Source organism: Isoptericola sp. NPDC058082 (assembly GCF_042885055.1).
Lineage (GTDB): Bacteria > Actinomycetota > Actinomycetes > Actinomycetales > Cellulomonadaceae > Isoptericola.
This window is the reverse complement of sequence record NZ_JBHVSQ010000001.1, coordinates 1-25,994: the sequence shown is the minus strand read 5'-3', so window position 1 is coordinate 25,994 and position 25,994 is coordinate 1. Positions and strand designations below refer to the sequence as shown.

Genomic DNA, 25,994 nt, shown 5'->3' with positions numbered 1-25,994 from the left:
CTCTGCTGCCACGTGGGTGCCTGTGCTTTCATGACCACAGCCAGGGCAAGGACCGGCCGGTGCTGCTCGTGGGCCGCGACGGCCCGTGGCTGCTGGCCCTGCAGCTCACCAGCAAGGACCACGACCGCGACGCCGCGCAGGAGGCGCGGTACGGCCGGTTGTGGATGGACGTCGGCGCCGGGGCGTGGGACCCGCGGAAGCGCCCGAGCGAGGTGCGCCTCAACCGGATCCTCTGCGTCGACCCGGGGAAGGTCCGGCGCGAGGGCGCGGTGCTCGACCGGAAGACGTTCGACGCCGTGGTCGAGGCGATGGGTCGGGCGAGGGCCTGAGGATCAGGATCGGGAAGCGACCCGGGAACTGACCCGAGGGCAGGAACGCCGGGGCGCATCTCACAGGACGGCCCCGCGCACGCGGTTCTGCCGGTTGGCCCCCTCTGCTATCGTTGATGTTTGCGTGTCCGCCCAGGTCGGCGGGCACAGCCGCAGTTCCTCTCCACGGGTTCCCCACCCCAGTCCCGGAGCTGTGGCCGCCCTCTACGACCTATCCGCTCGCCGGCAGGCGAACACACCAGGAAGTCCACACGTGGCAAACATCAAGTCCCAGATCAAGCGCATCAAGACGAACGAGAAGGCGCGCCTGCGCAACAAGGCCGTCAAGTCTGAGCTGAAGACCTACGTGCGCAAGGTGCGCGAGGCCGTCGCCGCGGGCGACAAGGAGGCCGCTGCCACCGCGCTGCAGGCCGCTTCCCGCAAGCTCGACAAGGCCGTCTCGAAGGGCGTCATCCACGCCAACCAGGCCGCGAACCGCAAGTCGGCCATCGCGAAGCAGGTCGAGGCGCTCTGAGTCGCCTGTAGTCGTCGCGCTCCGTCCGCCTGACGCCTCTCACGTCGGGCCGGACCGGCCAAGACTCCGCAAGGGCGCCGCACCCACCGGGTGCGGCGCCCTTCGCGCGTCTCCGGCCAGGGCAGGCGCTGTGAGGGTCAGCCGCGGCGGGAGCGGGCGATCGTCAGCACGGCCTTCTCGACGGCGTAGACGGGGTCGCGGCCGCCGCCCTTGACGTCGGCGTCGGCCTGCGCGACGGCGCCGATGGCGGTCGCGAGGCCCTCCGGGGTCCAGCGGGAGAGGTCCCGCTGAGCGTTGCGGACCTGCCAGTCCTGCAGCCCCAGCTGCCGCGCAGTGGCCGCTCCGCCGCGGATCGCCGCGACCCGCGCGAGGGTGCGCAGACGCAGTGCGAGGGCGGCGACGATCGGCACCGGGTCGGCGCCCGTCGCCAGGGCGTGGCGCAGGAGCGCGACCGCACCCCCCGTGTCCCCCGCGACCGCGGCGTCCGCGACCTTGAACCCCGTCGCCTCGACGCGGCCGCCGTAGTACCGGTCGACCACGGTCTCGCTGATGGTGCCGGTCGTGTCGGCGACGAGCTGGGAGCAGGCGGACGCGAGCTCGCGCAGGTCCGTACCCAGGGCGTCGACGAGCGCCCGGACCGCCGCCGCGTCCGCCCGGCGCCGCGCGGCGCGGAACTCGGCCGTCACGAACTGCACCTTGTCGGCGTCCTTGGAGATCGGCTCGCACTCGAGCACGGGGGCACCGCTGGCGACGATCGCGTCGAGCATCTTCTTGCCCCGCTGCCCGCCGCCGTGCACCACCACGACGACCGTCTCCGGGTCGGGCGCCGCGACGTACGCGACCACGTCCGCGACCAGGTCCTCCGTGGCCGCCTCGGCGCCCCGCACGACGACGACGCTCGGCTCGCCGAACAACGACGGGCTGGCGGCGACGACGAGCTGACCGGCGGCGTAGGTGCCGCCGTCGAGCTCGGCCTTCTCGGTGGTGGCGTCGCGCTCGCGCGCCAGCCCGACGATGCCGTCCACGGCCCGCTCGGCGAGCAGCCCCTCCGGTCCGCGCACGAGGAGCACCGGGGCCAGCGTGGGGTCGTCCCACGGCCGGCTGTTCGCCGAGGACCTCCCCTTGCGGGCGGGGCGGGGCTGTCGGGACGTGGAGGCGGCGGGCACGCCCCCAGCCTGCCACGAGCCGCCGACTCTCCCGCCCACCCGTGCTTTCTCCCCGCGCCCGAGCGGACCGGGCCGTCGCGGCGGGCACGCTAGCCGCACGCGAGGCCGATCTCGTCGTCCCGGCCGACGAGCGCCGCGGTGCCGCACTCGTCGGTCCGGACCAGCGCGGACCCCTCGGACGCGTAGAGAGCGAGCGCGTCGTCGGTCGGGTGCCCGTAGGTGTTGTCGGCGCCGACGCTCACGAGCGTGACGCGGGGCGAGAGGTGCCGGGCGAGCGCCGCGGACTGGGACCGCGACCCGTGGTGGGCCATCTTCACGACGTCGACGTCGGCCGCCCGCCCCGTGGCGGCGAGGTCTGCGGCGAGGGCTTCCTGGCCCGGCTCCTCGAGGTCGCCGAGCGCGACGACGTCGAGCCCGGCGGCGGTGCGCAGCTCGAGGGCCACGCTGGCGTCGTTCGCACCGTCGCCCTCGTCCCCGCCGCCCGACCCGGCGGAACGCGCCCCGCCCGCGGCCGCCAGCACCTGCCAGGTCGCCGAGCCCGCCGAGCCCACGTCCCCGACGGCCGCCGCGCGGACGGGCACCCCCGCCGCCGCGAGCGCGGACCGCACGGCCGCCGCCTGGCCCGCCGGTTCGTCGAGCGGCGAGACCAGCGCGGCCGTGACCGAGCGCCCCCGCAGCACGGCGGCGAGCCCGCCCACGTGGTCGGCGTGGAAGTGGCTGAGGACGAGCAGGTCCACGGTCGTGACGCCCAGCCGGTCGAGGCAGCGGCCGGCCGCCGCGCCGTCGGGGCCGACGTCCACCACGACCGCGGACGACGGACCCGTGCGCACCGCGAGCGAGTCGCCCTGCCCGACGTCGCAGGCGGCCACCTGCCAGTCGTCCGGGACCGCGTGGCCCGCCCCGGCGAGCCGGGGCACGGCGACCACGAGGACCGCCAGCAGCAGGACGCCGGCCAGACCCGCCACCGTGGCCGTCCGCACGCGGCCGTGCCGCAGCGTCGTCCGCCGGACCTGTCGCCGCACCCGGCGCACGGCGCGTGGTGCGGCTTCGCGCCACTCCCGTCGCCAGCCCTCGCCGGGCGGCCGGCGCAGGACGAGGGCGAGGACCGCGACCGTGAGCAACATCAGCGCCAGCACCCCGAGCGGCCCGGCGGGCCAGGGCAGGCGGGCGCCCGGCACGCTGGCGAAGGTCTGGGCCACAGAGGCGATCCACCCCGTCGCGAGACCCGCCAGCCACGCGACGGGCAGGGCCGCTCCCGGCGCCCACGGGGCGAGCAGCGTGGCCACGAGCCCGAGCACGGTGGCCGGCACCAGGGCGGGGGTCGCGAGCAGGTTCGCCGGCACCGACATCAGCGGCACGTGCGGGTCGAGCAGGAGCAGCGCCGGCCCGCAGGCGGCCTGCGCGGCCCACGGGACCGCGAGCGCGAACGCGAGCGGACGCCCGGTCCACGGCGCGAGCCGGCGGGCGATCGGGCCCGCCAGGAGCACGAGACCCGCGGTCGCCGCGCACGACAGGACGAAGCCGTAGGACCGCGCGAGCCACGGGTCGACGACGAGCAGCACGGTCGCCGCCGCGGCGAGGGCCGGGGCGCCCGCGGACGGCCGACCCAGCGCCAGCGCGAGCAGCGCGGCGGCGCACGTCCACGCGGCCCGGAGCACGCTGGGCTCGGGCCGGACGAGCAGGACGAAGCCCGTCGCGGCGACCGCGACCACGCCGACGCGCAGCGCGCGGGGAGCCCGCGCCAGCGCGCACAGGGCGGTGAGCGCGGCCACCACGATCGCGAAGTGGCCCCCGGACACCGCGGTGACATGGGTGAGGCTCGTGACCCGCATCGCTTCGTCGACGGCCTCGGGCACGCGGCTCGTGTCGCCGACGGCGACGCCCGGCACCAGCCCGCGTGCCTGAGCGTCCAGGGGCTCGGTGACCTCGAGCAGCGCCGACCGCATCGTGTGCGTCGCGCGCAGCAGGGCCGTCGGCGGCGCGCGCTCGGCCACCGGCCCCGCCGCCGTCAGCCTGGCCAGCGGGCCGTCGCCCGCGTCGACCGGGCGCAGCACCCCGGAGACGGAGACCGTCGCCCCGTAGCGCGGCGCCGCACCGGCCGCCGTGACCTCGACGAGCCCGGCGGTGGACGACGCGACACCGCGCGCCGTCACCTGCCGCGCGGCCACCTGCCAACGCTCGCCGTCGCCGAAGACGGCCGGCCGCGGCTCCGACACGACGCGACCGACCAGCTCGGCCTGCGCACCCTGTCCGGCCAGCGACCGCAAGGGCGCCTGCCGTGCCGCCTGGGCGTGCACCCCGAGCGCCACGGCCGCCAGGCACGCCAGCGCCACGACGACGTGCCTGGCCGTGGGCCGTGCCGCGCCCACCCGGACCGTCTCCGGCAGCTCCGGCCGCGGGCGGCGTCGCGGGCGGGAGCGGCGCGACCACCGCGACACCAGGAGGGCCGCCGTCCCCGCGCCGACGCAGGCGAGCACCGCGCCGACGGCCACCACGCCGGCCCAGCCCTGGACCGGACCGGTGAGTGCCCAGGCCGCCACCCAGGCCACCAGGCCGGCGGGCACCAGGCGCAGGTCCGTGCGCCGGACCGGCGGCGTGGCGACCGTCCGTCGGTCCCCCGGGTGGACGACCGATCGCGCCCGCCCCCACGGGCCGGCATCGGGACCGTGGTGGCTGGACGGGCCCGTCACAGCGTGACCAGGTCACGGACCTGCCCGAGGACCGACGGGCCGATCCCGGACACCTCGTCGAGCTCGTCGACGCTGGTGAACGGCCCGTTCTCGTCGCGCCACGCGACGATCCGCCCGGCCAGGGCGGGGCCGATGCCCGGCAGCTCCTCGAGGTCTGCCGCTCCTGCGGAATTGAGGTTCACGGCGCCGCCCGCCGCGGCGTCCGACCCGCCTCCCGTCCCGTCCCCGCCGCTCTCGTCCGCCGCCCCAGCGGACGCCGGGAGCTGCTCCCCCGGCCTCGGCACACGGATCTGCTCGCCGTCGACGACCGCCCGCGCCAGGTTGAGGGCCGCGGCGTCGGCGCGCCGGGTCGTGCCGCCGGCCGCGGCCACGGCGTCCGCCACGCGGGCGCCCGACGGGACCGTGACCAGCCCGGGCTCGCGCACCTCGCCCACGACGTGCACCACCACGGTGCCCGGCGCCGGCGTCGCCCCGGGTGTCCCGGGCGTCCCGGCGGGAGGGTCTCCCGCGCCGCTGTCGGCCGAGACCGCCGCGTCCGCGGCCGTGGACGGGCCGGCGGACGGCGACGACGGACCGGTGGGGACCCCGGACGACGCGCTCGCGTCGGCGAGGGTGATGACGTCGTCGGGCCGTGCGGACGCGACCACCGCGACGACGACGGCCACGAGCAGGACGGCGACGGAGGCCACGACCGCCGCCCGCAGCCCGATCGACCAGCGTCGCGCGCCGCCGCCGTCGTCGTGCCCGTCGACGGGGTGCCCGTGCGCCGCCGTGTACGCAGCGGCGACGTGTTGCGCCGACCGGCGGGCACGCAGGCGGTCGGCGAGCTCGTCCTCCTCGACCGGCGCGGCCCACGGCGGGCCGACCGGGGGTCCGCCGTCGGGACGCTCCTGGTGGTCACGACCGGGATCACGACCGGGGTCACGACCCGGCGGGCCACCTGCGTCCTCGCGCAGGGCGTGCCAGGCCCGCAACCGAGCAGCGGCCTCGCCGAGGGCCCGGTCCGGCTCCGGTCCGGAGCTGCCCGGCCGGTCGTCGCCCTCCGCCGGCGTGCGGGGCCGAGGCGGCGCGCCGGCGTCCGACGGCGGGAAGGTGGCCGGTGGCGGGGCGTCCGCTCCGCCGTGGTCGGGAGGCAGCGTGGTGGTCACGCCGCGACGCTAGGTTCGCCGCCGCCCCGACGGGTTCCGCGCGAGGCGACCTGTGGACGGCGCGCTCCTGGGGGCAGGCTCCTCAGCGCACGAGGTCGTCCGGACGTCCGCCCAGCTCGGCCACGACGACGGCGAGAGCGCCCGGGCCGACGTGCGCGCCGAGCACCGCGCTCACGGGCGTCACGAACGGCTCGGCCCCGGTCTCCGCGGCGAGCCGGGCCGCGAGCTCGCCGGCCCGCTCGGGGACGCCGAGGTGGTGCACGGCCACGCCCGGCCGCTCGCACGTCTCGGCGCGCCGCACCGCGACCTCGACCAGCCGGTCGGTCGCCGCCCGACGCGTCCGGACGCGCTGCGTCATCTCGATCACTCCGTCGCGCATGCCGAGGATGGGCCGCACGCCGAGGGCCGTGCCGAGCGCGGCTGCCGGGGCGGACAGCCGCCCACCGCGGCGCAGGTGGTCGAGCGAGTCCACGAGGAACACGGTCGTGCTCGACTCCGCGACCTGCCGCGCACGGGCCGCGACGGCCGCGGCGTCTCCCCCTGCGGCGGCGCACCGCGCCGCCTCCAGCGCCGCGAACCCGAGGGCCATCGCGACGGTCCGGGAGTCGACCGCCCGCACGGGGATCATGGCGCGGTGCCCCGCGCTCGCGGCGACCTCGACGGTGCCGGACAGCGCCCCCGACAGGTGCACGCCGACGACGGCCCGCGCACCGGCCGCGGCGAGGTCGCGGTAGACGGCGCCGAACTCGGCCGGTGCCGGCTGTGACGTGCTCAGCCGTTCGCCCGCCGCGATGCGCGCGGCCACCTCCTCGGGCGTGATGTCGACGCCCTCCCGCCACGACTCCTCCCCCGCCACGACACGGAGCGGGACGACGACGGGCGCGACGGCACCGTCGGCGACGGCGGGCAGGCAGGCGGTCGAGTCGGTGACGACGCGGACGGCCGGGGATTCCATGGGCATCGGCGGGGAGTCTACCGACGCCGCCCGGACCGCCCGGGCGGCATCGGTCGTCACTCGTGGTCGTGCGCCTCACCGTCGTGCGCCTCACCGTCGTGCGCCTCGTGGTCGTGCTCGTCGGTGCCGCTCGCCTCCACGTCGCCCGAGACCCCGGAGATCTCGTTCGGCGCGACGTCCAGCCGGACGGACTTCCAGACCTCGCCGGACTCCACGTCCACCGCGTGCACGGACTTCGTCGCCGGGTCGGTGACGTACACGGACCCGTCGAGGGCGAGCACCGCGGGGCGCGGCTCCTGCCACTCGGCGGGCTCCTCCCAGGCGTCGATCACCGGGATCGAGGTCGTGAGCTTCCCGCTCCCCGGGTCGATGACATGCAGGGAGCCGTCGGTGCCCAGCACGAGGGCCGCCCCGTCGGCACCGCGGGCCAGGGAACGGAACGTGTAGCTCGAGGGCAGGTCGACCAGCGACAGGTCCCCGCTACGCGTGTCGACGAGCGAGACGCGCGTGGGCCGCTCCAGCTCTGCGTCGGGGTCCGTCTTGTAGTCACCGAGCACGACGGGCGACTCCTCGGAGCCGGCCTGGTTGCCGATGCGGCCGTAGGCGTCAGGGGCCTGCACCTTGGTGAGCTCGCCGTCCGCGTAGACGAGGACGCCGTCCTCGCAGCCCACGACGACGGCCTCGTCCGCCGCGACCGCCTCGCCGTGCACGCCCGGGCAGTCGTCGCTCGCCGCGATCTCCTGGTCGTCGGCGTCCAGGACGCGCACGCCGGAGCGCGACTCCTCGGTGCCCTCGGTGACGAGGAGCGAGTCGTCCCCGAGCTCGACCGCGACGCCGTGGTGCGCCGACGGCGTCGTGAGCTCCCGGGCGGGGGCCTCGCCCTCGGCGACGTGGGCGGAGTCGAGCACGCGGACCTGGCCCGTCCCGTCGTCGAACAGCACGGTGCGGCCGCCGTGCACGACGACGTGGCCGGGCTCCTCGGCCGCGTAGGTGACGTCCGTGAGGCGCGGCTCGGACGTCCAGTAGTGGTGGTGGTCGCCGTGCGCCTCAGCCCACGCGCCGAGGTCCAGGGCGCGGAACCCGCCGGTCGTGGAGGCGAGCAGGTGGCGGCCGTCGCCGACCGGGTTGAGGCGGGTGAAGCCCTCGAGCGGCAGGTCGGCGACCTGCTCCAGCGTCTGCGCGTCGAGGACGACGACGCCGCCGTCGTAGGTGAGCGCGATGCGGGCGGTCGCGGCGGCGGCCTCGGTGGCCTGCGCGGTCTCCGCGCTGGAGGGCTCGGCGGCGGGCTCCGCCGACGCGGCGCCGTCGGCGGGGTCCGCGGACGCGCAGCTCGCCAGGGCGAGGGGTACCGCGAGGGCGAGGAGGCCCGCGGCGGACTGTCGGCGCCGGCCGGCGCGGGTGGTGCGGGTGAGGGCAGGCATGGGTCTCTCTCCAGGTCGGGGCAGCGCGAAGGAGTCACATGAGAACGATTCCCATGTGCCCGAGTAGTGAAGCAGATGTGAGAACGGTTCTCAACCTCGTCCTCCTGCTCGTCGCGCACCCGGCCCCGCACCGCGCTAGCGTGCGGGCCATGGCCGAGGGGACACCGCCCACCGACGACGCCGACCTCGCCGCACTGCGAGCGGCCGCCGCGCAGGCCGCCGCCGAGGCGGCGGAGGCCAAGGCGGCGGCCGCCCAGGCGGCGCTCGAGGCGGCGGAGGCCGCGAGCAGGGATGAGCCACGGGCCGCCGGACCGCCCGATGTCGTGCCCGCTGCCGACGGGACCTCGCCGCCGGAGGACACCGGGGCCGCACCGCCGTCGTACGCCGACGAGGTGCGCGCGGGCTACGCCTCCGACGCCCCGACGCTGCCGCTCGGAGCTCTGCTGTCCGGCCCGCTCGGCGGCGACCCGGAGCCCGACGCCACCGTGCAGGTCGGCTTCCCCCTCGCGACGCTGAACCGCCACGGGCTCGTCGCGGGCGCCACGGGCACCGGCAAGACGAAGACCCTCCAGGGCATGGCGGAGGGCTTGTCCGCCCAGGGCGTCCCGGTGTTCCTCGCCGACATCAAGGGCGACCTGTCCGGGCTGGCCGTCAAGGGCCCGGACAACCCGAAGGTCGCCGAGCGCGCGGCGAGCATCGGGCAGCAGTGGACGCCGACGTCGTACCCCGTCGAGTTCTACTCGCTCGGCGGCCTGGGCACCGGCGTGCCGATCCGCACGACCGTCACCGACTTCGGCCCGCTGCTGCTGAGCAAGGTGCTCGGCCTCAACGCGACGCAGTCCTCCAGCCTGGAGCTGATCTTCCACTGGGCCGACACGCAGCAGCTCGCGCTGCTCGACCTCAAGGACCTGCAGGCCACCATCGCGTACCTCACCTCCGACGAGGGCAAGCAGGAGCTCAAGGGCATCGGCGGCGTCTCGGCCGCGACCGCCGGCGTCATCCTGCGCGAGATCGTGGGGCTGCAGGCGCAGGGTGGCGACGTCTTCTTCGGCGAGCCGGCGTTCGAGACCGCCGACCTGCTGCGCACGTCCCCGGACGGGCGCGGTGTGATCTCCGCCCTCGAGCTGCCCGGCGTGCAGGACCGGCCCGCCCTGTTCTCGACGTTCCTCATGTGGCTGCTCGCGGAGCTGTTCCAGGAGCTGCCCGAGGTGGGCGACCCCGACAAGCCGCGGCTCGTGTTCTTCTTCGACGAGGCGCACCTGCTGTTCACGGGCGCCTCCAAGGACTTCCTCCAGCAGGTCGTCCAGACGGTGCGGCTCATCCGCAGCAAGGGCGTGGGCGTCTTCTTCGTGACCCAGTCGCCCAAGGACGTGCCGGCCGACGTCCTCGCCCAGCTCGGCAACCGCGTCCAGCACGCGCTGCGCGCCTTCACGCCCGACGACGCGAAGGCCCTGCGCGCGGCGGCCCGCACCTTCCCCACCTCGCCGTACGACCTCGAGCGGCTGCTGCAGTCGCTCGGCACCGGCGAGGCCGTCGTCACGCTCCTCGACGAGAAGGGCGCGCCCACCCCGGTCGCCTGGACCCGGGTGCGCGCGCCGCAGGCGTCCATGGACCCGGCGCCGCAGCAGGTGCTCGACGCCGCCGTCGCGGCGTCACCCGGCCAGGCGCGCTACGGGGCCGCCGTCGACCGCGAGTCCGCGTACGAGCTGCTGCAGGCCCGCGCCGCGCAGGACGCCGCCACCCGCGAGGCGACCGAGCGCGCCGCCGAGCTGGAGAAGGAGGCGGCGCAGGCGCGCAAGGAGGCGGACGCCGACGCCCGGAAGGCGCAGAAGGCCTCGCGGTCGGGCTCGACGTCGCGCGCCCGCAGCCCGATGGACGCCATCCTCGCCACCGTCGGCACGACCCTGGCCCGGGAGATCACCCGCACCGTCTTCGGCACGCGTCGCCGCCGCTGAGCGCGGCGGCGACGTCAGTCGGCCGGTCAGTCGGCCGTCAGCGGCGCGGCGTGCCAGATGCGGTCGAGGTAGTCGCGCACGGACCGGTCCGAGGAGAAGAAGCCCGAGCGCGCCACGTTGAGCACGGCCGACCGGCTCCAGGCGTCCGGGTCCGCATAGGCGCGCTCCACCCGATCCTGCGCGTCGAGGTACGCCTGGTAGTCCGCGAGCACCATGAAGCGGTCCTCGGTGAGCAGGTTGGACACGATCGGTTCGAAGACCGACGCGTCACCGCCGGAGAACGTGCCGCGCGCCACGAGATCCAGCGCCCGGCGCAGCGACGGGTTCTCCTCGTAGTACGTCGAGGGCCGGTAGCCCGCCTCGGCGACGGCGCTCGCCTCGGGCTCCGTGAGCCCGAACAGGAAGAAGTTCTCGTCGCCCACGAGCCGACGGATCTCGACGTTCGCGCCGTCGTCGGTGCCGATGGTGAGCGCGCCGTTGAGCGCGAACTTCATGTTGCCCGTGCCGGACGCCTCCTTGCCCGCCAGGGAGATCTGCTCCGACAGGTCGGCGGCCGGGATCAGCGTCTCCGCGACCGTGACGTTGTAGTTCGCCGGGAACGCGATCCGCAGCACCCGGGACACGTCGGGGTGCGCGGCGACCACGGCGCCCACGTGGTTGATCAGCGCGATGATCTCCTTCGCCATCACGTACCCGGGGGCGGCCTTCGCGCCGAAGACGACGGTGCGCGGCGTGACGTCGGCGGTCGCGAGCTCCCCGGACGTGATGCGGTCGTAGAGCGTCACGACGTGCAGCAGCTTGAGCAGCTGGCGCTTGTACTCGTGCAGGCGCTTGACCATGACGTCGAGCATCGTGGCCGGGTCGATCGCGATGCCGTCGCGCGCGGCCAGGAAGGAGACCAGCCGGTCCTTGTTCGCGGCCTTCACCTCGCGGAACCGGCGCCGGAACTCGGCGTCGTCGGCGAACGGCTCGAGCTCGCGCAACCGGTCGAGGTCGGTGACCCAGCCGTCGCCGATCGCCTCCGTGATCAGGCCCGACAGGCCCGGGTTCGCCAGCTTCACGAACCGGCGCGGGGTCACGCCGTTGGTGACGTTGGTGAACTTCTCCGGCCAGAAGTCGGCGAAGTCGGCGAGCACCTTGTCGCGCAGCAGCTGCGAGTGCAGCTCCGCGACGCCGTTCACCCGGGAACCGCCGACCGTCGCGAGGAACGCCATCCGCACCGACCGCTCGGGGTGCTCCGCGATGATCGACATGCGCCGCACCAGCAGCTCGTTCCCGCCCGAGCGCTCGCGCACCTGGGCGAGGAACTCGTCGTTGATGCGGTAGATGATCTCCAGGTGCCGGGGCAGCAGCCGCCCCACCAGCTCGACCGGCCAGACCTCCAGCGCCTCCGGCAGCAACGTGTGGCACGTGTAGGCGAAGCAGCGCTGCGTCACCTGCCACGCGTCGTCCCACTCGAAGCCGCGCTCGTCCACCAGGATCCGCATCAGCTCCGGGATCGCGATGACGGGGTGCGTGTCGTTGAGCTGGAAGACGATGCGGTCGGGCAGGTCGTGCAGGTCGAAGCCCGGCGGCAGGAGCTGGTCGAGGAAGTCGCGGATCGAGCAGGCGACGAAGAAGTACTGCTGCTGCAGCCGCAGCTCCTTGCCCTGCGGCGTGGAGTCCTCGGGGTACAGCACCTTCGAGATGTTCTCGGCGAACGTCTGGGACCGCACGGCCTCGGCGTAGTCGCCGTAGTTGAAGATCTTGAGGTCGAACGCGTGCGTGGCCCGCGCGCTCCACAGCCGAAGCGTGTTGACCCGCCCGTTCCGGTAGCCCGGCACCATCGAGTTGTAGGGCACGCCGAGCACCTGCCAGCCCGGCACCCAGCGTGAGCGCTCGCGGCCGTCGTCGTCGGTGAACTTCTCCGTGTGCCCGCCGAAGCCGACGGTGACCTCGTGCTCGGGGTGCGCGAACTCCCACGGGTCGCCGTTGTCGAGCCAGGTGTCCGGCTCCTCGACCTGGCGGCCGTCCGAGAACGTCTGCCGGAAGATGCCGTACTCGTACCGGATGCCGTACCCGATCGCGGGCACGCTCATCGTCGCCAGGGAGTCGACGAAGCAGGCCGCCAGCCGGCCGAGCCCGCCGTTGCCGAGCCCCGGTTCGACCTCGACCTCGCGCAGCTCGTCGAGGTCGAGCCCCAGGCTGGCGAGCGCCTCCGCGGCCACCTCCTCCAGCCCCGTCGCGATGAGCGCGTTGTCGAGCTGCCGGCCCAGGAGGTACTCCGCCGACAGGTAGGCCACCGCCTTCGCCTGCGTGCGGTACTGGCTCACCGTGGTCTGCATCCATCGGGACATCAGGTAGTGCCGCACCGTGCGCGCGAGCGCGAGGTACCGGTCGTTGTCCGTCGCCCGCTCCAGGATCGTGCCCTGGCTGAAGTTCAGCTCGTGCAGGTACTCGCGGACGAACCCCTCGACGGTCGGTTCCGGGCTGGTGATCAGAGGCGTGGTCTCGGTCACGTCACGACAGTACACACGCGTCGCTCCCCCGGCGCGGCCCGGCGCGGAACGCCGGTCATTCCCCCACGAGCGTCACCAGCCGCGACCTGCCGGTCGCGTCCTTGATGGCCTGCAGCACGACGTCGGCGTGCGGCTCCAGCGCGCTGACCTTGTCGAGCGGCGCGCCGACGACGAGCTGGAATCCCAGCCCGCGCCACGCGCCGACGGCGCGGCCGGCAAACCGGGCGTCGGCCTTGATGAAGGCCTCGTCGAGGAAGACGGGTGCGTACCGGGGGCGCTCCGCCCCGGCGTCGCCGAGCTGGTAGCGCAGGGCCGCGCCGACGATGAACGCCACGAGCTCCTGCGACTCGCCGCCGGACTTGCCGGCGATGTGGTCGTAGACGCTCACGTGGTTGCCCTCGAGGTCCACGCACTCGGCGCTGACCCGCACGTGGTCGCGCACGTCCACGAGGCGCCGCCGCTCGGGGCTGTCCGGACGGATGCGGTCGATCAGCCGGCGCATCCTCTCGTACCGGCGCTCGTGCTCGGCGAGCGGGACGTCGCCCGCCGGCGTGGTGGCGAGCTCGCGCAGCCGGCGCCGGAACGAGACGACGTCCGAGGCCTCGACCGGGGTGGCGGTGATGCGCAGCCGGTGGGCGTCGTCGCGGAACGGCAGCGTCGCGAGGATCGCGTTGACCGGCTCCATGCGGTCGCGGATCTCCGCGACGGCCTGCGCGATGCCGTTGTTCAGCCGGGTGAGCTGGTCGCCCGACATCTGCCGCAGGTGCGCCGACCACCGGTCGCGCAGCCGGTACAGCTGCTGATACTCCAGGTCCTCGTAGATCCGCAGGAAGTCGGCGTACGCGCCGTCGGGGTCGGCGCTGCGGTTCGGGTCGGGCCAGGTGTCGTTGAACCGCTCGAACAGGGCTGCGAGGGCCGCACGCGCCGCGCGCTCCGCCTCCTCGGCGGCGTCCCGCGCGTGATGCAGCTCGCGCACGACGGCGGCCACGGCCGTGGTGAGGTCCGCGAGGCCGCTGCCCGACGCGCCCGCCACGCCGGACCAGCCGACCTGCGCCATGAGCTCGGCCAGCCAGAGCTCCTGCTCGCCGGTGAGCTCGACCCCCTCCTCGTCGGCAAGGTCGACCGCGTCCGCGACCTGGTCCACCTGGTCGCTGAGCTGCTCCCACCCGGCACCGAGCTCGGTGACGCGCTGCTGCGCGGCGGCCCGCTCCCGGTAGAGCTCGTCGACGCGGGCGCGCAGGGCGTCCTCGTCCGCCTTGAGCGCGCGCAGCACGTCCGAGCCGGCGACGAGCGCCTCGAGCCGGTCCCGCCGCTCGGCGAGCCGCTCCTCGGCGCCGCGCACGTCCACGTCGTCCCAGGTGGCCCGCAGCGCGTGGCTGTACGCGACGAAGTGGTCGGCCTCGCCCTTCTGCCGCAGCCGGGCGCCCGCGAGCGCCTCGGAGGCCTGCCGCAGCTCCTGGTGCGCGGCCGCGATCTGCTCGGCGAGCTGCTCGAGCCGCCGGTGGTTGCTGAAGCCCAGCGCCGACGCCCGGCCCTGTCCGCCGTGCGCACCCCGCCGGCCCTCCGACGTCTGGCCCGACCGCGAGAGCGCCAGGTCGTGCCGGGCCAGCTCGGTCGGGTCGTCCACGCAGACGTAGGCGAACCGCTCCGCCAGGCGGCCGGCGAGCCAGCCGCCGAAGGGCCCGGCCTTGACCTCGAGCCGCCCCGGGAGCAGCGCCCGGTCGGCCTCCTCGTACAGCGCGAGCCCGGTGGGGACGCCCTCGAAGCGCACGCGGACGGGCGAGCGGACGGCGTCGATCGCGGACCGGAACGCGTCGAGGCGCGCCTCGTCGACCAGCACCGTGACGGCGAAGCCCCCGAGGGCGAGCCCGATGGCGTCGCGCCAGGGCTCGTACTCGCCGCGTACCTCGAGCAGCTCGCCCACGAACGGCAGGTCGTCGGGGCGCAGACCCGCAGCCCGCGCCAGCGCCTCGCGCGCCTCGTGCAGCTCGCGCGGCACGTTGCCGCGCCGCGCCTTGAGCGACGCCTCCTCCCGTTCCAGCTCGGCCAGGGACCGCATCGCCTCCTTCTCGCGCGCGGCGCCCTCGACGACGGACTCGGACAGCGCGTCGGTGTGGGTGTCGCGCTCGTCCAGGTACCGGCGGGCGTCGGCGTGCAGGGCCTCGAGCTCGCGCCGCGTCCCCGCGTCCCGCTCCAGCGGTGCCAGGTGGCCCTCGAGCTCGGCGCGGGCGCGCCGGGCCTCGGCCAGCCGCTGCTCGGCGGTGCGCACGTCGCGCTCCGCGGCCTCGATGGCGTCGCCTCCGTTGCGGCGCTGGTCGGCGCGCACCTGCTCCAGCTCGCCCTGGGCGACGGTGAGCCGCTCCTCGGCGACGGCGACCCGCTCGGCCGCGGCCTTGTGCTGGGCCCGGTTCTCCGCCTCGCCGGCCCGCAGCAGGTCGAGCTGGGTGCGGTCGCGCCAGGCGGTGAACGGCGTGGTCCGGGCCGACTCGGTGCCGGGCCCGGTTCCACCGGCGCCGCCGTCGGGCCCGAGCGCGTCCACGAGACCGCGCCGCGCCGCGGCGTCGTCGATCGCGACCCGGTGCTCCAGCATCGGTCGCAGCACGTCCACCTGCCGCTGCGCCGTGTCCATCTCGGCGCGCACCTCGCTGAGCTCGTCGAAGTGCTCGACGGCGCGCTCGGCCACCCGGATCGTCTCGGGCTCCTCCAGCACCATCGCCTTGTAGAGCGAGTCCACGGTGGTGATCTGCTGGCCGGCCTGGATCCGCCCGAGCAGCTGCATGGCCTTCTCGCCGTCGCCCGCGGCGCCGATGCCGAGCGCGGCGTGCAGGCGGGTGGCGAACGCCTTGTCCGTGTCGAACGACGCCAGCCCGGCCGCGGTGAGCCCGGCCTTGCCGAACCGCTGGGCCGCGAGCGGCTCGAGGTCGCGCAGACTGAAGTCCGCGTCGACGACGGCGCGCACCGCGACCGTCTCGTCGGCGCGCTGTGCCCCGCGGGGCACGTACCAGGCCCGCAGCGCCGTGAACCGCTCGCCCGCCTGCGAGGACCACGTCATCGCGATCGCCGACCAGGTGTCCGACGTCTCTCCGCGCAGCACGCGGTCCTTGGCCCGCCCGGACCCCGCCGTGCGCTCCTCGTCGAGCTTGCCGCGCGCGTAGGAGACGACGTTGCGCTGCTCCTGCCCGCGCGCGCGCCCGCTCGTGGCCGTGTTCGACGCGCCGTTGAACGGCGTCGTGTGGCTCATCATCAGGGCGATGTACGCGTCGAGCAGGGTCGACTTGCCGGACCCGGACGCGCCCGTGAGCAGCGTCGTCGTGCCCGCGAACCGCACCTCGTGGTACCCGTGGTAGCCGCCCCAGCTCACCAGCTGCATGGAGCGCGCCGTCCACTGCCGCCCGTCCGACGCCGTCGGGATGAGCCCGAACAGCGACTGCTGCATCCGGGGTGGGGCGACCTGCTCCGCCGCGTCGCTCGTGATCGTCACGCGCGGGCCTCCTCGTCCTCGTCGACCGCGTCGGTCTCGTCCTCCGTGGTCTCGACGGGCTCGACCGCCGGGTCGCGCAGCCACGACGTCAGCTCCCGCAGCCGCTCCACGGGGAGCAGGATCTCCACGACGGGCTGCACGCGGTAGCGGCCCTCGGCGACCTCGTCCAGCACGTGCTCGCGCACGAGCGTCGCGACCGCGTTGTCGACCTCGCGCCGGCGCGCGGCCAGGTTGGTCTCGTCCGCGGCGAGGAACCCGAGCGCGTAGTCCACGAGCTCCTCGGCGTCCACGTGCGCGGCGCGCTCGCCCGCGCCCTGCTCCTGCCGGAAGCGGTTGCGCGCGAACAGCATGAGCAGCGTCTCGACCCGCTTGTACGGCTCGTCCTTGAGGAGCACGGGGATGCTCAGCCCCGCCTCGCGGACCTGCCGCTTGTAGGCGATCTCGTAGTCGCGGTCGACGACGAGCTCCACGAACAGGTCGTGGCAGCGCGAGGCGAGCACGTCCTGGTGCGCCAGCAGCGCCTTCCACTCCGCCGGGTGCGCCGCCGCGGACAGGTAGCGCCGCTGCAGCACCAGCGCGAGCGCGCGGCGCGCCTCGTACGGCAGCACGCCCGTGTCGCCCGCGAACAGCGACGCGTCGTCGTCGGCCAGCGCGGGCACCTCGACGAACGCGGGCCCGCCCACCACCGGCTCGGTCGCCGGCTCGGTCGTCGTGTCGGTCATGCGTCCTCCTCGTCGTCGGGCCCGTCGCCGGGAGCCGTGAGGCCCACGAGCGGCACCACCAGGTCGCGCGTGCTGCCGTCGGCGCGCACGGCCGTCACGCGGCGCAGCCGTGCCGCGGGCACGTCACCCATGCCGCCGTCGCCGCCGAGCGCCTCGTCGAGCGCGTCCGGCGCTGCCAGCTCGAGGTAGCCCAGCAGCTCCACGGGCCGACGCAGCTCGGCCGGGCCGGCCGCGAACACCTCGTCGGCCGTGGCCCCGCCGCGCTCGCGCAGCACCCGCGCCGCATGGGCGACGGTCTCCTCGTAGCGCGGGCCGCCCATGCCGCGCAGGCCTCCCAGCACCTCCCCCGGCGCGCCCGCGGCGTCGTGGCCGGGGTCGTCGAGGTCGGCCAGCGCGTCGGGCGGGGTGTCGGGGCGCAGGTCGTGCAGCTGCGCCCGGAACCGGCCGAGACGCGCCCGCTCGAGCCAGCGCAGCGGCTCCACGCGCGCCGCCCGGCCCGACGTCGGGAACCACTCCGCCATCGCCGCGGTCGCCTCGCGCAGCGCGGCGTCCAGCTCGCGGTCGCGCAGCGGGTTGTGCACGGTGAGCTGCTGCGTGATGGTCCGCGACGCGCGCGCCTGCGCGTCGAGCACGCCGTCGACGGCGGCGAGCAGCTGGGAGTACAGGGCCCGCACGGACTCCCGGCGGTCCGCGGGCAGGTCCGCGGCGAACGGGTGCGCCAGCACCGCCCGGACCCGCTCGTCGACCTGGCCGAGCAGCTGCGGGTCGCGCAGCAGCTCCATCGCCCCGGAGAAGGCGCGCCCCTCGGGCGTGCGCTGCATGAGCGAGTCGGAGGCCTCCAGGTAGGCGCCCAGCACCTCACCGGTCGGGCGCTCGTCCTGGCGCAGGCCCGTGACGATGCTGCGCTGCAGCTCCGCGATCGACTCGGCCACGCGGGCGAAGTCGGCGGGCAGCTCCCGGACCAGCGCGGCCACGTTGTCGAACTGCTCGACCAGCCGGTCCGTGGGCGCCTGCACGACGGGCCCGCCGGCGTCGAGGCGGGCCAGCTCGGCCTCGGCCACGGCGATCTCGTCGCGCGCGCGGGCGACCTGCTCCCGCAGCGCCCGCTGCTGCGACTCCCGGTCGGGTCGGGCATCGCGCGCGAGCCCGTCCAGGGCCACGAGCAGCGTGCGGATGCGCGACTCGCTGACCAGGGCGCGCGCCCCCTGCGTCCGGTCGACGAACGCGAGCGCCTCCGCCGCGTGCGAGCTCACCTGGTACTGCTCGACGCCGTCGTCGTCGAGCGCGCGCACCAGCCAGCGGCCCGCCACCCAGCGCGAGCACAGCGCGCGGGCGGCGTCGTCGGGCACGTCGTGGCCGGCGGCGCGCGCCTCGGCGAGCAGGTCCTCGACCTCCACGTGCATCTGCTCGGTCGGCACGGTGGCGCGGCCGGGTGTGAAGATCAGCGACAGCAGGGCGACGACCAGCGGCCCCTCCTTGCGGTGCAGGAGGGCGAGGGAGGGCGTGCCGAAGGCGCCCTGGCTGCGTGCCAGGGCGCCCTCGAGGCGGACGGTCGCCAACTCAGACGACGATGTTGACGAGCTTCGGCGCGCGCACGATCACCTTGCGCACCGTCGCACCGTCGATGGCGCGGACCACGTTCGGCTCCGCCAGGGCGGCGGCCTCCAGGTCGGCGTCCGAGATGGACGGCGCCACCTCGAGACGCCCGCGCACCTTGCCCTTGACCTGCACGACGCACGTCACGGTGTCCTCGACCAGGTACTGCTCGTCGGCGGTCGGGAACGGCTCGCGCGCCAGCGAGCCGTCGTGCCCGAGCCGCTGCCACAGCTCCTCCGCGATGTGCGGGGCGATCGGCGCGACCATGAGCACCAGCGGCTCGACCGCCGCGCGCGGCACCCGCTCCAGGGACGTGAGGTGGTTGTTGTACGTGATGAGCTTCGCGATCGCCGTGTTGGGCCGCATGTGCTCCATCTCGACGCGCACGTCCGCGATCGCACGGTGCATCGCCCGCAGCGTGGCGGTGTCGGGCTCGTCGTCGGTCGCGACGAGCGCGCCCGTCTCCTCGTCCACGACGTTGCGCCACAGCCGCTGCAGGAAGCGCTGCGACCCGACGACGGCGCGCGTCTCCCACGGGCGCGACAGGTCCAGCGGGCCCATCGACATCTCGTACACGCGGAACGTGTCGGCGCCGTACTGCTCGTACATCTCGTCCGGCGTGACGACGTTCTTCAGGGACTTGCCCATCTTCCCGTACTCACGGTTCACGGGCTCGCCCCAGTACGTGAAGCCGGTCTGCTCGTCGCCCTCGACCTCGCCGGCGGGCACGTAGGCGCCGCGGGAGTCGGTGTAGGCGTAGGCCTGGATGTACCCCTGGTTGAACAGCTTGCCGAACGGCTCCAGCGACGACACGTAGCCCAGGTCCAGCAGCACCTTGTGCCAGAACCGCGCGTACAGCAGGTGCAGCACCGCGTGCTCGACGCCGCCGACGTACAGGTCGACGCCGCCGGCCGGGCCGGACGTCGCGTTGTGGCGCGGGCCCATCCAGTACGACTCGAGCTCCGGGTCGACGACGGCGGTGCCCTTGGCGGGGCCGTCGGTCGAGTCGGTCGGGTCCAGGTAGCGCAGGTAGTACCAGCACGACCCGGCCCAGTTGGGCATGGTGTTGGTGTCGCGGCGGTAGGTCTTCGGCCCGTCGCCCAGGTCCAGGGTGACGTGCACCCACTCGTCGTTACGGCCCAGCGGGGCCTCGGGCGAGGAGTCCGCGTCGTCGGGCTCGAAGGTGCGCGGCGCGTAGTCGGGCACGTCGGGCAGGTCGACGGGCAGCATGTCGGCCGGGATCGCGACCGGGCGGTCGTTGGAGTCCCACAGGATCGGGAACGGCTCGCCCCAGTAGCGCTGCCGGCTGAACAGCCAGTCGCGCAGGCGGTACGTGGTCGTCCCCTCGCCGACGCCGCGGGCGCTCAGCCACGCGGTGATCTTCTCCTTGGCCTCGGCCACGCCGAGCCCGTCCAGGCTGATCTCGTCGTTCGAGGAGTTCACCGCGACGCCGTCGCCCGTGTACGCGCCGGCGAAGTCCTCGGGCAGGCCGCCGGCGGGCTCGACCGTGCGGATCACGGGCAGCTCGAACGCCTCCGCGAAGTCGAAGTCGCGCTGGTCGCCGCCGGGCACCGCCATGATCGCGCCCGTGCCGTAGCCCATCAGCACGTAGTCGGCGGTGAACACCGGGACCGTCGCGCCGTTGACGGGGTTGACGGCCAGGTGGCCGGTGAAGACGCCGGTCTTCTTGCCCGCGTCGGCCTGCCGCTCGACGGCGGTCTTCGCGGCGGCCTCGCGGCGGTAGGCGGCCACGGCCTCGACGGGCGTCGCGTGCCCGCCGGTCCAGACGTCGCGCGTGCCGTCGGGCCAGGACGCGGGGACCTCGTCCAGCAGCGGGTGCTCGGGCGCCACGACCATGAACGTCGCGCCGAACAGCGTGTCCGGGCGGGTGGTGAACACCTCGACCTGCGCGCCCGCGCCGGCAGCGTCGTAGTCGCTGGTGCCGACGACGTCGAACCGGACGTTCGCGCCCGTGGAACGGCCGATCCAGTTGCGCTGCATCGACTTGACCTTCTCCGGCCAGTCGATGAGCTCCAGGTCGTCGGTCAGGCGGTCGGCGTAGGCCGTGATCCGCATCTTCCACTGCCGCAGGGACTTCTGGAAGACGGGCATGTTGCCGCGCTCGGAACGGCCGTCGGACGTGACCTCCTCGTTGGCCAGGACCGTGCCCAGGCCGGGCGCCCAGTTCACGGGCGACTCGTCGACGTAGGCCAGCCGCTGCGCGTCCAGCACATCGCGCCGCTCGTCGTCGGACAACGCGTCCCACGACCTGCCGTCGGCCAGCGTGCGCTCTCCCGAGGCGTACTCGGCCTCCAGCTCGGAGATGCGTCGCGCACGGCCCTTCCCGCCGTCGGCCTCGGCGTCGTACCAGGAGTCGAAGATCTGCAGGAAGATCCACTGCGTCCAGCGCACGTACTCGGGGTCGATCGTGGCGAACGTGCGACGCGAGTCGTGCGCCAGGCCCATGCGGCGCAGCTGACGCTTCATGGTGACGATGTTCTGCTCGGTGGTGGTGCGCGGGTGCTGTCCCGTCTGCACCGCGTACTGCTCGGCGGGCAGGCCGAACGCGTCGTAGCCCAGCGCGTGCAGCACGTTGTCGCCGCACATCATGCGGAACCGGCCCACGACGTCCGTGGCGATGTAGCCCAGCGGGTGCCCGACGTGCAGCCCCGCCCCGGAGGGGTACGGGAACATGTCCATGATGAAGAACGGCTGGCCTGCGGCGTTCCGGCCGTCGCCGTCCGTGAGCGCACCGTTCGGGTTCGCCGCCCAGAAGGTGCCGCGCTCCTCCCACAGGTCCTGCCAGCGCTCCTCGATCTGCTGGGCGAGGGCGGGCGTGTAGCGGTGGGTGGGCTCCTGGGAAGGCGCGGTCGGAGCCTCGGATCGGGCGGGTGCGGTGTCGGGCGTGCTCACCCGGCGAGTCTACCGGCCGGGACCGCACGACCCGGCCGGATATTCACACCCCGAAGGACTCGACCAGCGGCCCGCCGACGGCCAGCAGCAGCCAGCCGATCGCCACGACGTACCCGATGATCAGGACCAGGCCGCGGTTGCGCACGACGGCGCGGCGCAGCCCGTCGCCCGCCGGCAGGTGGCCCTCCTGCACGGCGTGCACCACCTGGAACCACAGCAGCGGCCACACGATCGTCCACACGACCATGCAGGCGGGGCACAGCCGCACCAGCGCGTAGAAGCTCGACCACATGAGGAAGAAGATGAGCAGCTGGGCGAGCACCGTCACCGCGAGCAGCGACCGGTGGTACCACCGCGGCAGCCTCGCCCCCGCGAGCAGCACCACGCCCGTGGTGATCACCACGGGGAACGCCGCGACCCCGATGTAGGGGTTCGGGAAGCCGAGCAGCGTGCCCTGCCAGGACATCATCGCGACGCCGCAGTCGAGGAAGACGTTGAAGCTGCAGCTCGTCACCCGGTTCGGGTCGAGCAGCTTGAGGTACTCCTCGATCGCCAGCCACGACGCCGCACCGAAGCCGATCCCGCCCAGCACGGTCAGCAGCACGCCGTACGCGCGGGCGGTCAGGCCGCGCGCGGGTGTCGCGGGCACGCCCTCCCCCGCCGCGTCGTCGGGGATGTCGTGGGTCTCGTCGCGCACGCTCGGGCTCACGGGCGCGACCGTACCGCACGTTCCTGGGGGCCCGGCCCGACGACGTCGGCGAAGCCCCGCCGGGACCCTCGGCGCCAGGTCAGCCCGCGTGCGCCACGCGCTGCCGGCCGAAGGCCAGCACCATCGCCAGGCCCACGAGAGTGAGCGCGACGCCGACCCACGCGGGCGCGAGGTACCCGTAGCCCGCGGCGATGACGAGCCCGCCGAAGAAGGCGCCGCTCGCGTTGCCGATGTTGAGGGCGGAGTGGCACAGGGCCGCACCGAGGGACTGCGCGCGCGGCGACAGGTCCATGAGGCGGGTCTGCATCGCCAGGCCGAGGGTCTGGGACGTGACGGCCAGCAGGAAGAGCCCGACGACGGCGGGCACGGGCGACGTCCCGACCAGCGCGAACAGGACCAGCGACAGGGCCGTGGCGACGAACCCGCCGACCACGGTGCGCAGCACGTTCCGGTCCACCAGCCTGCCGCCGAGCAGCGTGCCGACGGTCATGCCGACCCCGAAGACGGCGAGCACCCAGGGCACGGCGCTCTCGGACATCCCCGCGACCTTGGTGACGGTCGGTGCGACGTACGTGTAGACGGCGAACAGGCCGCCGAAGCCGATCGCACCCGCGGCGAACGAGATCCACAGCGGGCCGTTGCGCAGCGTGCCCAGCTCCTTCCGGACGCTGGAGTCCACGGGCCCCCGCTCGGGCACGAAGCGCCAGATGCCGAGGAGGGTCACGGCTCCGAGCACCCCGATGACGACGAACGCGGCGCGCCAGCCGAGGTTCTGCCCCACCGCCGTCGACAGCGGGACCCCGACGACGTTCGCGACCGTCAGGCCGGTCATCATCATCGACACGGCGTGGCCGCGCCGGCCCGGCCCCGCCACCGCGGCGCCGACCGCGGCCCCGACACCGAAGAAGGCGCCGTGCGGCAGGCCGGCGAGGAACCGCCCGACGACCAGGCTCTCGATGCCGGGCGCGGCCGCCGACAGCACGTTCGCCACCGTGTAGAAGCCCATGAGGCACAGCAGCAGCCGCTTGCGGGACATCCGCGCGGCCGCGACGGTCAGCAGCGGCGCGCCGACCACGACGCCGACGGCGTACGCGGTGATCGCGTGGCCCACCACCGGGTCGCTGACGCCCAGGTCCGCGCCGATCTGCGGCAGCAGGCCCATCGTGGCGAACTCGGTGGTGCCGATCGTGAACCCGCCGACGGCGAGCGCGAACAGCGCGGCCCCGACGTGCTCGGGGCGGGGTGTGTGGCCGGTGCGGGCCGTGGCGTCGCTCGCGGGCGTGGTCGTCGAGGTCACTCGCCTCTCCTCGGGATCGGATCGCGCACCGGGATGCTCGAATCGTTTCGAGACGAGGCGTCGACGGCGGTGCGCCGTCCAAGCGCTCACGTCGTCGGGGAACCGGGTCAGCCTACGCGCGCACGACCCAGATGCGCGAGGCCGCCAGCAGCCCGAGATCCACGCCGACCTCGCGTCCGTCCGCCTCCCACGTCACGCCGACGGTCCCGGCGAACTCCCGCCGGGACGTCAGCCGCACCGGCAGGTCCAGGTCGATGCCGAGGTCGGCCAGGTACCGCAGCGCCTCGGGATCGGCGTCGGAGATCCGGGCGACCACTCCCCCGGCGCCGGCCTCGAGGTCCACCAGCGGCACCGCCTCGGGGCGCACCACCCGCCCGTCGGCGAACGGGATCGGGTCGCCGTGCGGGTCGCGCTCCGGGTGGCCCAGCCGCGCGGAGATCCGCTCGACGAGCCGGTCGGACACGGCGTGCTCCAGCACCTCGGCCTCGTCGTGCACCTCGTCCCACGCGTACCCGAGGTCGCGCACCAGCCACGTCTCCAGCAGCCGGTGCCGCCGTACCATCACGAGCGCATAGCGCCGGCCCAGCTCCGTGAGCCAGACGCCGCCGTACGGCTCGTGACCCAGCAGACCCTGCGTCGTCAGGCGGCGCACCGTCTCGGAGACGGTGGACGGGCCCACGCCCAACCGGTCCGCCAGCAGCCCCGTCGTGACCTTCTCGTCCGACCACTCCTGCGCCGACCAGACCGCCTTGAGGTAGTCCTGGGCGACGGGGGTGAGCTCGTCCGGGTCGACGGCCTGCGGCGGCGTGGTGGGGCCTGGCGTGGTGGGTTCGGGCACGGTCCGAGCCTATCCGGGCGACCGCCCCTACGGCCCCGACGCCTCGTCGGCCGGCGGCACGACGTCGGGCACCGGCTCGCGCTCGCCCACCGTCGCCGCGCCGTCGGGCGTGACGCTCACGACCTGCACGTCGAGCATCCGCCGCGTCGCGGGGTCGAACCGCAGCACCGTCATCTCGGCCGTGCCGTGCAGCGGCCCGACGGTCGGCTGGTTGGGCGCCGCGCCGGCGGTGGAGCCGTTGACGTACCGGACGCCCTGCCCCACCTGCTCCGGCCCGGACCTGCTGTGCGTGTGCCCGGACACCTGGAACGGCACGCACCCCGTCTCGAGGGCGTCGAGGCCCACGGACGGCGTGTGGATCAGCAGCAGGTCGACGCCGTCGCGGTCCTCGCACGCGGTCGCGGCGAGGTCCGCCGCCTGCTGCTCCGGCGTCCGCTCGCGCGCGACGTTCGTGCCGACGCCGACGCGCGTCTCGAGCGCGTCCCGGTCCCCGAGGATGCGGACCCCCTCGACGTCGACCACCTGGCCGTCGAGGATCTTCTGGCCGTGCGCCGCCTCCTGGTCGGACGTGACCTGCGAGTCGTGGTTGCCGTCCGACACCACCATCGGCACCCCGCGCGGGACGGCCGAGGCGAACGAGTCGACGCAGACCTTCTCCACCGACGTGCCGTTCATGGTGGTGTCGCCCGCGTTGAGCACGACGTCGGCTCCCGAGCGTTCGATCGTCGTGCGGATCAGCGGCGTCATCCCCGTGTTGCAGTGCAGGTCGGAGATGACGACGAAGGTGACCGGCTCGTCCTCCGGGCCGCCGCTCGGCAGGACGCGGGGCGGGGCGGCCGGCGCGGTGGGCTCGGCGGGACCCGGGGACGCGAACTGGGTGCCGGCCGCGGTCGCGGACGCGGCCGCCTCGGAGGCGAGCCGCGCGTCCCACGCGGCCGACAGGTCGTCGTCCGCGCTCGCGTAGAACTCCTCGTTGTCCTCGTACAGCTTGACGAGCTGCCCGCCGTAGGTGTCGATGACGCCGGCGAGGCGCCCGGTGATCCGCGCGCCCTCCAGCGCCGTCCCGGCGAAGACCGGCGAGGCGGGCTGCCCCTGGGCGGTGCTGCCGACGGCGCCGGACGTCACCGTCGTCACGACGAGGGCCACGACCACCACCCCCGCGGTGATCTCCCCCGTCCGGGGGGCCATCGCGTCGGCGAGCTCACGTCGTCGCCCGGACCCCAGCAGCCAGCGCACGGCGAACCCCACCGCGACCACCACCGCGGCGGCGCCCAGCGAGCGCCACAGGGCGTTCTCCACCAGCGCCAGGGCGACGCTGCGCACGGCGACGTCCGGGCTGGAGAAGAACTGCAGGTAGCTCTCGAGGTCCTGGCTCAGTGCCGTGAGGGTGTTGGCCGCACCCACCGTGGTCAGGTCGGCGGGGATCTCCTTGACCACCACGTCCACGCCCAGCCCGAGCGGGAGGGGCGAGTCGATCTCCAGCGTGCCCAGCGGGCCGAGGTCGACCACGACCAGGCTGTCGTTGGTCACCGAGTAGACGGCCTCGTGGGGCCCGAAGCCGAGCTCCGTGGTGGCGGTGCTGACCCCGAAGACGAGGCACGCCACGGCCGCGGTCACCCCGGCGAGGGTCCAGCGCACCCAGCGCGGCGGCGTCCGGCGCGTGCGTCTCGTCCGCCCGCCGGGCGGCGTCTCGTCCGTGGCCACCGCCGCGGCGGTGGTGGAGGGGCGCCGCAAGCCCCCCTGAAGCAGGAGGACAAGAAAC

General features: G+C 74.8%; 17 protein-coding genes. 3 read left to right on the top strand and 14 right to left on the bottom strand.

All coding sequences use genetic code 11. The features are described from left to right. The first annotated feature begins 2 nt into the window (after positions 1-2). Together ACFVS0_RS00085 and rpsT are read left to right on the top strand one after the other, a co-directional pair. Positions 3-329: a type II toxin-antitoxin system PemK/MazF family toxin gene (locus ACFVS0_RS00085; protein ID WP_430587122.1), complete on the top strand. Its 327-nt coding sequence runs from the start codon at positions 3-5 to the stop codon at positions 327-329. A gap of 253 nt (positions 330-582) precedes the next feature. Then, positions 583-843 (top strand): 30S ribosomal protein S20, encoded by a 261-nt coding sequence (gene rpsT / locus ACFVS0_RS00080; RefSeq protein WP_430550092.1) that lies wholly within the window; start codon positions 583-585, stop codon positions 841-843. 137 nt (positions 844-980) lie between these two features. Here the strand turns inward: rpsT and holA are convergent, their stop codons facing one another. From holA to aztD, 5 genes are all read right to left on the bottom strand, one after another. After that, the gene (holA, locus tag ACFVS0_RS00075) at positions 981-2,009 is read right to left on the bottom strand and encodes a DNA polymerase III subunit delta (protein ID WP_430550093.1); all 1,029 of its coding nucleotides are present in this window, start codon (positions 2,007-2,009) and stop codon (positions 981-983) included. A gap of 89 nt (positions 2,010-2,098) precedes the next feature. Then, a complete protein-coding gene (locus ACFVS0_RS00070) occupies positions 2,099-4,573 on the bottom strand; it encodes a ComEC/Rec2 family competence protein (RefSeq protein ID WP_430586826.1) in 2,475 nt (824 codons plus the stop codon). Positions 4,574-4,695: 122 nt separating this feature from the next. After that, positions 4,696-5,847 carry a ComEA family DNA-binding protein gene (locus ACFVS0_RS00065; protein WP_430586825.1) on the bottom strand — a complete coding sequence of 384 codons (1,152 nt, stop codon included), beginning with the start codon at positions 5,845-5,847 and terminating at the stop codon, positions 4,696-4,698. 82 nt (positions 5,848-5,929) lie between these two features. After that, positions 5,930-6,808, bottom strand: a complete 879-nt coding sequence (locus tag ACFVS0_RS00060; RefSeq protein ID WP_430585602.1) for a DegV family protein — start codon at positions 6,806-6,808, stop codon at positions 5,930-5,932. Between the two features lie 50 nt (positions 6,809-6,858). Continuing rightward, a complete protein-coding gene (gene aztD, locus ACFVS0_RS00055) occupies positions 6,859-8,223 on the bottom strand; it encodes a zinc metallochaperone AztD (protein WP_430586824.1) in 1,365 nt (454 codons plus the stop codon). Positions 8,224-8,372: 149 nt separating this feature from the next. Here aztD and ACFVS0_RS00050 point away from each other — a divergent pair, with 149 nt between their 5' ends. Then, positions 8,373-10,178, top strand: a complete 1,806-nt coding sequence (locus ACFVS0_RS00050) for a helicase HerA-like domain-containing protein (protein WP_430586823.1) — start codon at positions 8,373-8,375, stop codon at positions 10,176-10,178. 26 nt (positions 10,179-10,204) lie between these two features. On the opposite strand, the gene ACFVS0_RS00045 is transcribed toward ACFVS0_RS00050, so the two are convergent. The 9 genes from ACFVS0_RS00045 to ACFVS0_RS00005 form a co-directional block, all read right to left on the bottom strand. Next, complete coding sequence (locus ACFVS0_RS00045) at positions 10,205-12,676, bottom strand: glycogen/starch/alpha-glucan phosphorylase (RefSeq protein WP_430586822.1); 2,472 nt, start codon at positions 12,674-12,676, stop codon at positions 10,205-10,207. A 55-nt stretch (positions 12,677-12,731) separates the two neighbouring features. Beyond that, entirely contained in the window at positions 12,732-16,157 is a 3,426-nt protein-coding gene (locus tag ACFVS0_RS00040) for an ATP-binding protein (protein WP_430586821.1), read from the bottom strand. After that, entirely contained in the window at positions 16,154-16,879 is a 726-nt protein-coding gene (locus tag ACFVS0_RS00035) for a DUF4194 domain-containing protein (protein WP_430586820.1), read from the bottom strand. Before ACFVS0_RS00035 ends, ACFVS0_RS00040 begins: the two co-directional genes overlap by 4 nt. Further along, on the bottom strand, positions 16,876-18,438 hold the full coding sequence (locus ACFVS0_RS00030; RefSeq protein ID WP_430586819.1) for a DUF3375 domain-containing protein: 1,563 nt from the start codon (positions 18,436-18,438) through the stop codon (positions 16,876-16,878). Before ACFVS0_RS00030 ends, ACFVS0_RS00035 begins: the two co-directional genes overlap by 4 nt. A gap of 1 nt (position 18,439) precedes the next feature. Beyond that, on the bottom strand, positions 18,440-21,388 hold the full coding sequence (leuS, locus tag ACFVS0_RS00025; protein WP_430586818.1) for a leucine--tRNA ligase: 2,949 nt from the start codon (positions 21,386-21,388) through the stop codon (positions 18,440-18,442). Positions 21,389-21,431: 43 nt separating this feature from the next. Further along, on the bottom strand, positions 21,432-22,097 hold the full coding sequence (locus ACFVS0_RS00020; protein WP_430586817.1) for a vitamin K epoxide reductase family protein: 666 nt from the start codon (positions 22,095-22,097) through the stop codon (positions 21,432-21,434). A 79-nt stretch (positions 22,098-22,176) separates the two neighbouring features. After that, positions 22,177-23,394: an MFS transporter gene (locus ACFVS0_RS00015; protein ID WP_430586816.1), complete on the bottom strand. Its 1,218-nt coding sequence runs from the start codon at positions 23,392-23,394 to the stop codon at positions 22,177-22,179. Between the two features lie 112 nt (positions 23,395-23,506). After that, positions 23,507-24,232 carry a metal-dependent transcriptional regulator gene (locus ACFVS0_RS00010; RefSeq protein WP_430550106.1) on the bottom strand — a complete coding sequence of 242 codons (726 nt, stop codon included), beginning with the start codon at positions 24,230-24,232 and terminating at the stop codon, positions 23,507-23,509. A gap of 27 nt (positions 24,233-24,259) precedes the next feature. Beyond that, on the bottom strand, positions 24,260-25,994 hold a 1,735-nt coding region (locus ACFVS0_RS00005), incomplete at its 5' end, for a metallophosphoesterase family protein (protein ID WP_430586815.1).